Raw genomic sequence first — 12,521 nt, forward strand, 5'->3', positions numbered from 1 at the left:
CAAAAAATAAAACAAAAAGTTTAAAAAATGTCCTGCAATATACCGAAGATTATTACAGGACCATGCAAAAAGGGGAGGCATTGCGCCTCCCGTTAAAACATTAACCGCGCAGCTGCACCACGCCGTCTTTCACTCGCGCTTCGTAATGTTTGACGGAAAACTGTTCGTCTTCCATGCACAAGCCGTCGCTTAAGCGAAAACGCTGTTTTTTCAGCGGGCTGGCGACCCACAGCTCGCCCTGGTGTTCCGCAATCAGTCCGCGTGACAGCACGCTGGACTCGAAGAACGGGTCGATGTTGCTGATCGCAAACACCTGATCGCTGTGATACGGGCGGAAAATCGCGACCTGCTCGTCACCTAACAGCGCGCAGACGCCGGTTTCAGGCAGGATGTCATCGATTTTGCAGATGTCTTTCCACTGGCTCATGCGTTGTCCTCCACCAGAGTTACTGGGATACGTTCATACGGCGTTGCCGGACGGTGCTGTTCGCGCTCTGGCACCATCTGCACGTTCGGGTCACGCTTGTCGCTGTTGATGAAGTGTTTGAAGCGAGTCTGCGCAGACGGCGTATTGACCGTTTCAGTCCACTCACACAGTACCGCTTCACGCAGGCGCGCCATCTCTTCTTCCAGATGTGCGTTCAGCCCCAGTTTGTCGTCAATGATCACTGCTTTCAGGTAATCGATGCCGCCTTCGAGGTTTTCTAACCACGGTGCGGTACGCGTCAGTTTGTCGGCAGTACGGATGTAGAACATCATGAAGCGGTCGAGATATTTGATCAGCGTTTCGCGATCGATATCCGCCGCCAGCAGATCCGCATGACGCGGTTTCATGCCGCCGTTACCGCAAACATACAGGTTCCAGCCTTTTTCAGTGGCGATAATACCCACGTCTTTACCCTGAGCTTCTGAACATTCACGGGTACAGCCGGAGACACCGAACTTCATTTTGTGCGGCGTACGGATGCCTTTGTAGCGGTTTTCCAGTTCCACGCCGAGGCCGACGCTGTCGCCAACGCCGTAGCGGCACCAGGTGCTACCCACGCAGGTTTTCGCCATACGCAGTGCTTTCGCATAGGCATGACCGGTTTCGAAGCCGGCTTCAATCAGCTGACGCCAGATCTCCGGCAGATCGTCTTTCTGTGCGCCAAACATCGCCAGACGCTGGGAGCCAGTGATCTTGGTGTAGAGATTAAATTCACGCGCGATACGACCTACCGCCATCAGCCCTTCCGGGGTGATTTCACCGCCCGGAGAACGCGGGATCACCGAGTAGGTGCCGTCTTTCTGGATGTTAGCGAGGAAGTTGTCGTTAGAATCCTGCAGCGGAGTATGTTCCGGCTTCAGAATGTATTCGTTCCAGCAGGAGGCCAGCAGCGAACCGACGGTTGGTTTACAAACTTCACAACCGTAGCCTTTGCCGTGTTTCGCCAGCAGTTCTTCGAAGGTTTTAATGCCTTCAACGCGGATCAAATGGAACAGTTCCTGACGCGAATAAGCAAAGTGTTCGCACAGGTTGTTGTTAACTTCGATGCCCTGTTTCGCCAGTTCCGCGTTCAGTACCTGAGTGACCAGCGGGATACAGCCACCGCAGCCAGTACCCGCTTTGGTTTCAGCTTTCAGCGCCGCAACTGTGTGGCAGCCTTTGTTGATGGCAGCAATCAGATCACCTTTGGTGACGTCGAAGCAGGAGCAGATTTGCGCGCTGTCCGGCAGTTTATCAACACCGATAGACGGCTTGCCGCTACCCGAGTGTGCTGGCAGGATCAGGGAATCCGGGTTTTCCGGCAGTTCGATAGCGTTCAGCACCAGTTGCAGCAGGTTACCGTAGTCGCTGGTATCGCCCACCAGTACCGCACCGAGCAGGGTTTTGTTGTCTTCGCTGACAATCAGGCGTTTGTAGATCTCTTTACTTTCGTCGAGGTAAACGTAGCTACGTGCGCCAGGCGTGCGACCGTGCGCATCACCAATACCGCCTACGTCTACGCCCAGCAGTTTCAGCTTGGCGCTAAGGTCAGCACCTTCAAAGGCGTTTTCGCTACCGAGAATATGGTCAACGGCGACCTGCGCCATTTTGTAGCCAGGTGCTACCAGACCAAATACACGGTTGTTCCAGCTTGCGCATTCACCGATGGCGTAGATATCCGGATCGGAAGTCTGGCAGGAATCATTAATGACAATACCCCCACGCGGAGCAACGTCCAGACCACACTGGGTTGCCAGCTTATCGCGCGGACGGATACCGGTAGAGAAGACGATAAAGTCGACTTCCAGTTCGCTGCCGTCGGCAAAACGCATGGTTTTACGCGCTTCAACACCTTCCTGCACAATCTCAAGGGTGTTTTTGCTGGTGTGAACGCGCACGCCCATACTTTCGATTTTGCGACGCAGCTGCTCGCCGCCCATCTGATCAAGCTGTTCTGCCATCAGCATAGGGGCAAATTCGATAACGTGGGTTTCAATACCTAAGTTTTTCAGCGCGCCTGCGGCTTCCAGACCTAACAGGCCGCCACCAACAACGGCACCGCGTTTGCTGCGACGGGCGCAGGATTCAATGGCGTTGAGGTCTTCAATAGTGCGATAGACAAAGCAGTCCTGAGTATCAGAACCTTTGATTGGCGGGATCCACGGGTAGGAACCGGTTGCCATGATCAGCTTGTCATAAAAAACGGTACGTCCGGCGCTGGAGTGAATCACCTTCTCCTGACGGTTGATGGTGATAGCGCGTTCGCCGACCAGAACTTTGATGCCGTGTTTCTCGTAGAAGCCTTCGCGCACCAGCGACAGCTCTTCGGCGGTGTGGTGAGAGAAGTAAGACGAGAGGTGTACGCGGTCATAAGCGATGCGCGGTTCTTCACAGAAAACGGTAATATCAAAGTTGGCCGCATCAGATTTATCAAGAAGATCTTCGATAAAGCGATGGCCGACCATACCGTTACCGATAATTGCGAGTCTGACTTTGCTCATTTTTGCCTCGATTTCTTTTCTATTACCGCCTACCTTAACGATTCAGCAACCCCGCTTATTGATGTAAATCAAATTCACCTTTATATACTCCTTAATGGGTATATTGCTGATTTGTATAAATTTTCTTAAGTCACGGAATTGTCTGATATTTCATGTTTGTGCAAAAAATAGACAAAATGAGCGGGTTTATAGAAATAGATGCACGTAGCGGGGGAAGAGAGGAAAAGGCCGGACGACGATAGTGCCGTCCGGCATGAGCAATTAATGAGAGGTCAGGGTGTTATGCTGACGGTGACGGCTGACGAAACCTAACAGGAAGCACATCACAAAGACGACAGCGTACAGACCGTTTGCTGTAAGCAGTGCCGCCTGCGGACCGCTATGTTCAACGATCGGGCCGGTAACCACAAAGGTCAACATAGTACCGATGGTTCCGCAGGTCAGGACAAAGTTAACCAGTTTTGGCGACGGTACTTTGGTCTGCTGTGAACCCAGGGTGATGATGGTGGTATAGATCGCGCTGGAGAAGAAGCCCAGAGCGAGAATTGACCACGCCATATGTGCTGGTGTTCCGGTGTTAAAGACGTACATCAGAATCGCAGCCAGACCAGCCAGTACGGTCAGAATGCGTTGCAAATCAAAGAAGCGAAGAATAAAGCTGAACGCCCACATGCCGACCATGTATGACATCCAGAAGTTACTCACCAGCGTGCCCGCGTCGTTCAGGCTCATGCCCAGGCCTTTGGCATACTCAGGCACCCAGGAGATAAAACCTAACTGACCGAGGATGTAGCACAACGCCGCAACAGAGAGAAACAGTACGCCGATCCCCCACTTTTCTTTCTCTACCGGAGCATCCGTTTTTGGCGCATGTTTGCCCAGCGCCGGGAACTCACAGCCGAAGGTCAGAATAAAAATAGCGACATACACCAGCCCGATGCAGGCATAAACCCAGTACCACTCAATGCTGCGCGCCAGTAGAAACGCGGCGATCATTGGGAAAATCATCCCAGCCATACTGAAGAAGGAGTCGGTAAATAACAGGCGGGAACCGCGCTGACGCCCTTCATACATTTGTGTTACCAGGAATGTACCAATCGACATGGTGATGCCGCTGACCACCCCGAGAATGAACATCGCCGCCGAGAACAGCGCCAGGCTGTGGCTGAACATCAAACCGGCAACCGCCAGCACCATCAGGAGAAAGCCAAAACGTAACTGCGTTTTCAACGGGACGATTTCCATCAGCCAGGCGTTGAGGAAGATAGAGATTAAAATGCCGGCGTTGAGGAAGGTGAAGGTATTACTCATACTGGAAACAGGCAGATTGAAATAATCGGCGATATTTCCCATCACCATCCCGGTGACAATAACCAACGCACCAGTCAGTGCGTAGGAGAGAAAGCTAATCCATGTGAGCTTGATGCGATTGCTGTTAGTCATGATTGGCCTGCGTTCAAAAATAAAATGGCATAGCGGGATATGCCGCGAGCGGGCGATTTTAGGTGATTTTGTGATCTGTTTAAATGTTTTATTGCAATCGGTTGCTAAATTGCATTTTAAGAGGTGATTTTGATCACGGAATAAAAAGTGATCGTCAGGTTACATATATTTCAGATACGTAAAATTAGGTAAAGGGATGGCCTTGTTCTTGAAGGCTATTTAGAATCTCTTCACTTGCTTTTTTTCTGCTCTGTTTGTTAAGGAAATCTCATGTTCAAATCGACCCTGGCGGCGATGGCTGCTGTTTTCGCTCTTTCTGCTCTTTCTCCCGCAGCAATGGCAGCGAAAGGGGACCCGCACGTATTGTTGACAACCTCAGCTGGTAACATCGAACTGGAGCTGGATAAACAAAAAGCGCCAGTGTCTGTGCAAAACTTTGTCGATTATGTGAACAGCGGTTTTTATAACAACACTACCTTTCACCGCGTCATTCCTGGCTTTATGATTCAGGGCGGCGGTTTCACCGAGCAGATGCAGCAGAAAAAACCAAACCCGCCAATCAAAAATGAAGCCGATAACGGCCTGCGCAACACGCGTGGCACCATCGCGATGGCACGTACCGCTGACAAAGACAGCGCCACCAGCCAGTTCTTTATCAACGTTGCCGATAACGCCTTCCTTGACCATGGTCAGCGTGATTTCGGTTACGCGGTATTTGGTAAAGTGGTGAAAGGCATGGACGTTGCCGATAAGATTTCCCAGGTGCCGACTCATGACGTTGGTCCGTACCAGAATGTGCCGTCAAAACCGGTAGTTATCCTTTCCGCTAAAGTCCTGCCGTAATGATTTCTCGCGCGGGCAATCTTGCCCGCGCTTCTGCTCTCCCGGCGTAACCCGGATTTGCCGCTTATACTTGTGGCAAATGGACACGTTCAGGGAGGCATCAAGTGAAGAAACTCACCGATAAGCAAAAGTCCCGTCTCTGGGAGCTTCAGCGTAATCGTAATTTTCAGGCCAGTCGCCGTCTTGAAGGCGTCGAGATGCCTTTAGTCACTCTTACTGCCGCAGAGGCTTTAGCGCGCCTTGAAGAGCTGAGGAGTCACTATGAGCGATAAATTCGGCGAAGGGCGCGATCCGTATCTTTATCCAGGCCTTGATATCATGCGTAACCGGCTGAACATCCGCCAGCAGCAGCGGCTGGAACAGGCCGCTTACGAAATGACGGCGCTGCGTGCTGCGACCATTGAGCTTGGTCCGCTGGTGCGCGGTTTACCGCATTTGCGAACTATCCATCGCCAGCTGTATCAGGATATTTTCGACTGGGCAGGGCAACTGCGTGAAGTTGATATTTATCAGGGTGATACGCCGTTCTGCCACTTTGCTTATATCGAAAAAGAGGGCAATGCCCTGATGCAGGATCTGGAGGAAGAAGGTTATCTGGTTGGCCTGGAGAAAGCGAAGTTCGTCGAGCGGCTGGCGCATTACTATTGTGAAATCAACGTGCTGCATCCCTTCCGGGTGGGAAGTGGTCTGGCACAGCGGATCTTCTTCGAGCAACTGGCGATTCATGCCGGATATCAACTGAGCTGGCAGGGTATCGAAAAAGAGGCCTGGAATCAGGCAAATCAGAGTGGGGCAATGGGGGATCTCACCGCACTGCAGATGATATTTAGCAAAGTGGTAAGCGAAGCCGGGGAATCTGAGTAAAATAGCGCGGTTCTTTTGTACCGGAGCCGCCATGATCCTGCTTATAGATAACTACGATTCTTTTACCTGGAACCTCTACCAGTACTTTTGTGAACTGGGGGCGGATGTGCTGGTTAAGCGCAACGATGCGTTGACGCTGGCGGATATCGACGCCCTTAAACCACAAAAAATTGTCATCTCACCTGGCCCCTGTACGCCAGATGAAGCCGGGATCTCCCTTGACGTTATTCGCCACTATGCCGGGCGCTTGCCGATTCTTGGCGTCTGCCTCGGTCATCAGGCAATGGCGCAGGCATTTGGCGGTAAAGTTGTGCGCGCCGCAAAGGTCATGCACGGCAAAACCTCGCCGATTACACATAACGGTGAGGGCGTATTTCGGGGGCTGGCAAATCCACTTACCGTGACACGCTACCATTCGCTGGTGGTGGAACCTGACTCATTACCAGCGTGCTTTGACGTGACGGCCTGGAGCGAAACCCGAGAGATTATGGGGATTCGCCATCGCCAGTGGGATCTGGAAGGTGTGCAGTTCCATCCAGAAAGTATTCTTAGCGAACAAGGACATCAACTGCTGGCTAATTTCCTGCATCGCTGATTTCTGATTGCCATTTAGTGATTTTTTATGCATATTTTGTGGTTATAATTTCACATTTGTTTATGCGTAACAGGGTGATCATGAGATGGCAATTGAACAAACAGCAATTACACGCGCGACTTTCGATGAAGTGATCCTGCCGATTTATGCTCCGGCAGAGTTTATTCCGGTAAAAGGTCAGGGCAGCCGAATCTGGGATCAGCAAGGCAAGGAGTATGTCGATTTCGCGGGTGGCATTGCAGTTACGGCGTTGGGCCATTGCCATCCTGCGCTGGTGAACGCGTTAAAAACCCAGGGCGAAACTCTGTGGCATATCAGTAACGTTTTCACCAATGAACCGGCGCTGCGTCTTGGGCGTAAACTGATTGAGGCAACGTTTGCCGAACGCGTGGTGTTTATGAACTCCGGCACGGAAGCTAACGAAACCGCCTTTAAACTGGCACGCCATTACGCCTGTGTGCGTCATAGCCCGTTCAAAACCAAAATTATTGCCTTCCATAACGCTTTTCATGGTCGCTCGCTGTTTACCGTTTCGGTGGGTGGGCAGCCAAAATATTCCGACGGCTTTGGGCCGAAACCGGCAGACATCATCCACGTTCCCTTTAACGATCTCCATGCAGTGAAAGCGGTGATGGATGATCACACCTGTGCGGTGGTGGTTGAGCCGATCCAGGGCGAGGGCGGTGTGACGGCAGCGACGCCAGAGTTTTTGCAGGGCTTGCGCGAGCTGTGCGATCAACATCAGGCATTATTGGTGTTTGATGAAGTGCAGTGCGGGATGGGGCGGACCGGCGATTTGTTTGCTTACATGCACTACGGCGTTACGCCGGATATTCTGACCTCTGCGAAAGCGTTAGGCGGCGGCTTCCCGATTAGCGCCATGCTGACCACGGCGGAAATTGCTTCTGCGTTTCATCCTGGTTCTCACGGTTCCACCTACGGCGGTAATCCTCTGGCCTGTGCAGTAGCGGGGGCGGCGTTTGATATCATCAATACCCCTGAAGTGCTGGAAGGCATTCAGGCGAAACGCCAGCGTTTTGTTGACCATCTGCAGAAGATCGATCAGCAGTACGATGTATTTAGCGATATTCGCGGTATGGGGCTGTTGATTGGCGCAGAGCTGAAACCACAGTACAAAGGTCGGGCGCGTGATTTCCTGTATGCGGGCGCAGAGGCTGGCGTAATGGTGCTGAATGCCGGACCGGATGTGATGCGTTTTGCACCGTCGCTGGTGGTGGAAGATGCGGATATCGATGAAGGGATGCAACGTTTCGCCCACGCGGTGGCGAAGGTGGTTGGGGCGTAAATACGAAGCATCAGGCAAAAGATGTCGGATGCGGCGTGAATGCCTTATCCGATGGTTTAGCCTGCATTACGCCTTCGAATCCCGCAACTTGCGACTCAGCCAAATCCCGTGATGCGGTCGCTGACGCCATGCCATCGACGAAATGGTGTGCATGGTGTTCAGATGACCAATAACCCGCTGTAAATGCTGCTCCAGCGTACCTGCCGCGCCTTCGTGCGGCTGCATCTCCGGCGCATCCATGATATTGGCATCGCCAGAACTACCCGGTTCGTCATACTCCAGTCGCTGCTGACAACGCTGAATGGCGATTTCACAAGACTGTAAATACTCTTGTGCCAGTTCAGGTGGCAATGCCCGGTGTTCCCGCGCCAGCGTGGTCATGGCATTAATATGCTCAACAATAAACTGGCTGTGCGTTACCCACAGTTTCATATCTGCCAGATAATGGCTGTTAAACGCCGGTTCCTGCATCGCCTGATTCAATGAGTTATACAGAGTGTTATGTGCCTGATTTACCCGCATTCGCTGCCAGGCCAGTGGCGTAGGTTGCGGATCCTCGCTAAGAATCAAGCGAATCGCTTCCTGATAGGCTTCTAAAGCATCATGGGCGTTTTTACGCAATAACCCGCTCTGCCACTGCGGCCACAGCCAGACAGTACCGCCGAAAGCAATTAAACAACCAATAATGGTATCGATAAGACGCGGAAGGATGTATTGCTCGCCGTTCAACCACAATAGTTGCAGGGTATACACTGCGGTAATAGTAAAACCGACCGTCGCCCAGCCGTAGTTTTTGCGCAATATCAGGTAGCTGGCGAGGGTGGTAATCAGCATCAACGTCAGGGTGTAACCTTCGGGAATTTTAAAGTGCAGCGCCACGCCCGCAATGATTAACCCGACCACGGTTCCCACGGAGCGATTCACAATCCTCAGACGGGTTGCGCCATAGCCATTTTGTGTCACCAGCAATACCGTCATCAGGATCCAGTACGACTTCGGCAGATGCAGCGCGGTGCCCATCAGGCTGGCAACGCTTAACATCACACTGAGTCGTCCGGCATTGCGTAGCGCCGGAGACTTTAGTGACAGATAACTTTTCAGCGCCGGAAGTAATGGCATTCGCCGCTGTTTATCGGCCAGTAAGTCACGGGCATAGAGCGGTTTTTGGGTGCGCAGCACGCGGGCGATGCGGCTGAAATGCCAGTAGCAGAATTGCCCAACCGGATTATCCGGATGCTGGCGGGCGATTTTTTCCAGTGCGCCAATTTGCTTTTCCATCGTAAAACGCGTTGGCAGGCGATGGTAAAGAATGTCATCAGCCAGCACGCGCAGGCGAGCGGCGACGGTTTGCGCATTCCAGCGGATAACTTCTTCCGCATGGCTACGCTCGACCAGCTTTTGCACCTCTTCCGGCTGATGCAAACTGACCGAAATATGTTCCTGTAAATCCAGCGCCTCCTGGAAAATACGCAGCATCCGCTTGTAGTCAGTATTATTTTGCGCGGAAAGCATATGCATTTGCTGATAGCACTGGGTAATTAGATCGACCGCTTTTTGCTGGCGCACCAGCAGCGGCGGCAGCGCTTTTTCAGGGTCGGTGTGCTGGGTAAGCAGGCTGTATTTGGCTTCACAATAATCTGCCAGTTCACGGTACAGCAGACTTAGTGACTCGCGCAGCGGTTGTTCGCGCCAGATCCAGAACCAAAACCAGTTAAACAATCCGTACCAGAGAGTGCCCAACGCATAGATGAGCAACGGTTCCCAGACCGGCATGTATCCCGCCAAACTGAGGGTAAAAATGGCGGCGAGCAGCGATGCAGGAAGCAATTTTGCGTGCAATGGCCCCAGCTCAGCAGTGACGCCAAGTACCAGCGTTAATCCGGTCAGCAAAAAGGGCAGGGGAACATCTTTTGCCAGTAGTAGCTGTGTCAGCAAGCTACAGGTGGCAAACAGCGACGCACCAATGATTAAGCGTTTGAAAAAACGTTTATGAGGCGTATCAAGGCCCGCAATATTGCAACAGGCAGGAACGAGGGAGAAGAGCAGACCGAATCGTAATTCGCCAAGCATTAACCCAACGGCCACGGGCAAACATAGCACCAGCGTTTGTCGAAGTGCATAGTTGATATCGGGGTGATAAATCAGTCTGCGCCACATCGGGGGAAACAAAATGGCGCGCTACCAGGTAACGCGCCACTCCGACGGGATTAACGAGTGCCGTAAACGACGATGGTTTTACCGTGTGCGGAGATCAGGTTCTGATCTTCCAGCATCTTCAGAATGCGTCCCACGGTTTCACGAGAACAGCCGACAATCTGACCAATTTCCTGACGGGTAATTTTGATTTGCATACCGTCCGGGTGAGTCATAGCGTCTGGTTGTTTTGCCAGATTCAGCAGAGTCTGTGCAATGCGGCCCGTCACGTCGAGGAACGCCAGGTTGCCCACTTTCTCTGAAGTGACTTGCAGACGACGCGCCATCTGTGCAGACAAACGCATCAGAATGTCCGGGTTTACCTGAATCAATTGGCGAAATTTTTTGTACGAAATTTCAGCCACTTCACAGGCGGTTTTCGCACGTACCCATGCGCTACGTTCCTGGCCCTCTTCAAACAGGCCCAGTTCGCCAATAAAATCACCCTGATTCAGATAGGAGAGGATCATTTCTTTACCCTCTTCGTCTTTGATCAGCACTGCCACAGAGCCTTTAACGATGTAGTACAGCGTTTCCGCTTTTTCACCCTGGTGAATAAGCGTGCTCTTGGATGGGTACTTATGAATGTGGCAATGAGACAAGAACCATTCGAGAGTCGGGTCTGTTTGCGGTTTGCCAAGCACCATGCGCGGTTATCCTCTGTTATAAGCTTTCTCCAGAGCCAGATAACGCCGCTGTCTCTGGATTGCCGAAATATGCTTCCCGCTACCTGGGAAGGGGCTATCAACTGTACTGCACGGTAATGTGACGTCCTTTGCATACATGCAGTACATCAATGTATTACTGTAGCATCCTGACTGTTTTAGCATAGCTTTCGCTTTGTGTCTCCTGGTGTCTCGCTTCAGCATGACCCAGGTCGCCTTCCGTTGCGCGATTTGGTTAGTACGCGTACTCTGTCAGGAAAATTGACGCAGTGGAGTAGCAAAAATGCAAGCGCGAGTGAAGTGGGTCGAAGGGTTAACTTTTCTGGGCGAATCCGCCTCTGGTCATCAGATTTTAATGGACGGCAACTCAGGCGATAAAGCACCAAGTCCGATGGAAATGGTGTTGATGGCGGCGGGTGGTTGCAGTGCCATCGATGTGGTTTCGATCCTGCAAAAAGGGCGTCAGGATGTGGTCGATTGTGAAGTAAAATTGACCTCTGAACGCCGCGAAGAGGCACCACGCCTGTTTACGCACATTAATCTGCATTTTATCGTCACCGGTCGCGACCTGAAAGACGCAGCGGTTGCGCGTGCGGTTGATCTCTCTGCCGAGAAATATTGTTCAGTGGCGTTGATGCTGGAAAAAGCGGTGAATATTACTCACTCGTATGAAGTGGTTGCCGCGTGACTTAACTATCCCGTTGTGAAGCCGGATAGTATTTTATCCGGCGTAATAGCAGAGTTACTCGATTTTCTTTCCTTCCATCAATCGTTGCACCAGCGGCAGCATAATTAATTCCATTGCCAGACCCATTTTGCCGCCCGGTACCACTAACGTATTGATGTGGGAAATGAATGAGCCTTGCAACATCGCCAGCAGCCAGGGGAAATCGATCCCTTCCAGATTACGAAAATGGATCACCACAAAGCTTTCATCGAGCGACGGGATACCTTTTGCCGCGAACGGGTTTGAAGTGTCGACGGTGGGAACGCGCTGGAAGTTAAGATGGGTGCGGGAAAACTGCGGTGTGATGTAGTTGATATAGTCTTCCATTGAACGCACTACTGAGTCCATCACTGCTTCTCGTGAGTGCCCGCGCTCGCTGGTGTCGCGGATCAGTTTTTGAATCCACTCAAGGTTAACGATAGGCACCACGCCGACCAGTAAGTCCACATGCTGCGCAACGTTATGCTGTGGCGTGACTACGCCGCCGTGTAAACCTTCATAAAACAGTACATCAGTGGGTTCCGGTAAAGGTTGCCAGGGGGTGAATGTCCCCGGTACCTGATTCCACGGTACGGCTTCGTCGTAGGTATGCAGATATTTGCGAGATTTCCCTTTGCCGCTCTGACCGTATTCAATGAAGGTTTGTTCCAGCAGGCCGAAGTCGTTAGCCTCGGGGCCGAAGTAGCTGATATGCCGCCCGGCGTCGCGCGCTTTGCGGATCGCCATGTCCATTTCCGGGCGGGTGTAACGGTGAAAACTGTCGCCTTCCACCTCAGCTGCATGCAGATTTAACTGCGCGAATATTTTACGAAACGCGAGGCTGGTGGTGGTGGTCCCCGCGCCGCTGGATCCTGTTACCGCAATGACCGGATGTTTGGCAGACATAGTAACTCCATGACTTAGCTATCATTATTATCT

General features: G+C 52.0%; 12 protein-coding genes. 6 read left to right on the forward strand and 6 right to left on the reverse strand.

All coding sequences use genetic code 11. The annotated features are described in order from the left end of the window. Window positions 1–100 precede the first annotated feature (100 nt). The 3 genes from nirD to tsgA all read right to left on the reverse strand — a co-directional run bounded on the left by nirD (window position 101) and on the right by tsgA (window position 4,410). Entirely contained in the window at window positions 101–427 is a 327-nt protein-coding gene (gene nirD / locus KXD89_RS01755; protein ID WP_000084764.1) for a nitrite reductase small subunit NirD, read from the reverse strand. After that, on the reverse strand, window positions 424–2,967 hold the full coding sequence (gene nirB, locus KXD89_RS01760; protein ID WP_000049208.1) for an NADPH-nitrite reductase large subunit: 2,544 nt from the start codon (window positions 2,965–2,967) through the stop codon (window positions 424–426). Before nirB ends, nirD begins: the two co-directional genes overlap by 4 nt. Window positions 2,968–3,228: 261 nt before the next feature. After that, entirely contained in the window at window positions 3,229–4,410 is a 1,182-nt protein-coding gene (gene tsgA, locus KXD89_RS01765) for an MFS transporter TsgA (protein WP_000185247.1), read from the reverse strand. Between the two features lie 270 nt (window positions 4,411–4,680). Between tsgA and ppiA the strand changes: the two genes are divergently transcribed. The 5 genes from ppiA (at window position 4,681) to argD (ending at window position 8,018) form a co-directional block, all read left to right on the forward strand. Next, window positions 4,681–5,253, forward strand: a complete 573-nt coding sequence (ppiA, locus tag KXD89_RS01770) for a peptidylprolyl isomerase A (protein WP_000477225.1) — start codon at window positions 4,681–4,683, stop codon at window positions 5,251–5,253. Between the two features lie 104 nt (window positions 5,254–5,357). After that, on the forward strand, window positions 5,358–5,525 hold the full coding sequence (locus KXD89_RS01775) for a YhfG family protein (RefSeq protein WP_000736862.1): 168 nt from the start codon (window positions 5,358–5,360) through the stop codon (window positions 5,523–5,525). Further along, window positions 5,515–6,117, forward strand: coding sequence for a putative adenosine monophosphate-protein transferase Fic (locus KXD89_RS01780; RefSeq protein WP_001280641.1), 603 nt, complete (start codon window positions 5,515–5,517; stop codon window positions 6,115–6,117). Before KXD89_RS01775 ends, KXD89_RS01780 begins: the two co-directional genes overlap by 11 nt. Before the next feature lie 31 nt (window positions 6,118–6,148). After that, a complete protein-coding gene (gene pabA, locus KXD89_RS01785; RefSeq protein WP_000601847.1) occupies window positions 6,149–6,712 on the forward strand; it encodes an aminodeoxychorismate synthase component 2 in 564 nt (187 codons plus the stop codon). An 85-nt stretch (window positions 6,713–6,797) separates the two neighbouring features. Next, window positions 6,798–8,018: a bifunctional acetylornithine/succinyldiaminopimelate transaminase gene (gene argD, locus KXD89_RS01790; RefSeq protein WP_000963792.1), complete on the forward strand. Its 1,221-nt coding sequence runs from the start codon at window positions 6,798–6,800 to the stop codon at window positions 8,016–8,018. Between the two features lie 66 nt (window positions 8,019–8,084). Here the strand turns inward: argD and KXD89_RS01795 are convergent, their stop codons facing one another. Then, on the reverse strand, window positions 8,085–10,175 hold the full coding sequence (locus tag KXD89_RS01795) for a YccS/YhfK family putative transporter (RefSeq protein ID WP_001295162.1): 2,091 nt from the start codon (window positions 10,173–10,175) through the stop codon (window positions 8,085–8,087). Window positions 10,176–10,225: 50 nt separating this feature from the next. Next, window positions 10,226–10,858, reverse strand: coding sequence for a cAMP-activated global transcriptional regulator CRP (gene crp, locus KXD89_RS01800; RefSeq protein ID WP_000242755.1), 633 nt, complete (start codon window positions 10,856–10,858; stop codon window positions 10,226–10,228). 301 nt (window positions 10,859–11,159) lie between these two features. Here crp and KXD89_RS01805 point away from each other — a divergent pair, with 301 nt between their 5' ends. Beyond that, complete coding sequence (locus KXD89_RS01805; RefSeq protein WP_001148908.1) at window positions 11,160–11,564, forward strand: OsmC family protein; 405 nt, start codon at window positions 11,160–11,162, stop codon at window positions 11,562–11,564. A gap of 54 nt (window positions 11,565–11,618) precedes the next feature. Here KXD89_RS01805 and KXD89_RS01810 read toward each other — a convergent pair whose 3' ends face one another. Beyond that, a complete protein-coding gene (locus KXD89_RS01810; RefSeq protein ID WP_001274680.1) occupies window positions 11,619–12,488 on the reverse strand; it encodes a phosphoribulokinase in 870 nt (289 codons plus the stop codon). Window positions 12,489–12,521: the final 33 nt, after the last annotated feature.

Origin of the sequence: Escherichia sp. TC-EC600-tetX4 (assembly GCF_019356055.1) — a bacterium.
Classification (GTDB): Bacteria; Pseudomonadota; Gammaproteobacteria; order Enterobacterales; family Enterobacteriaceae.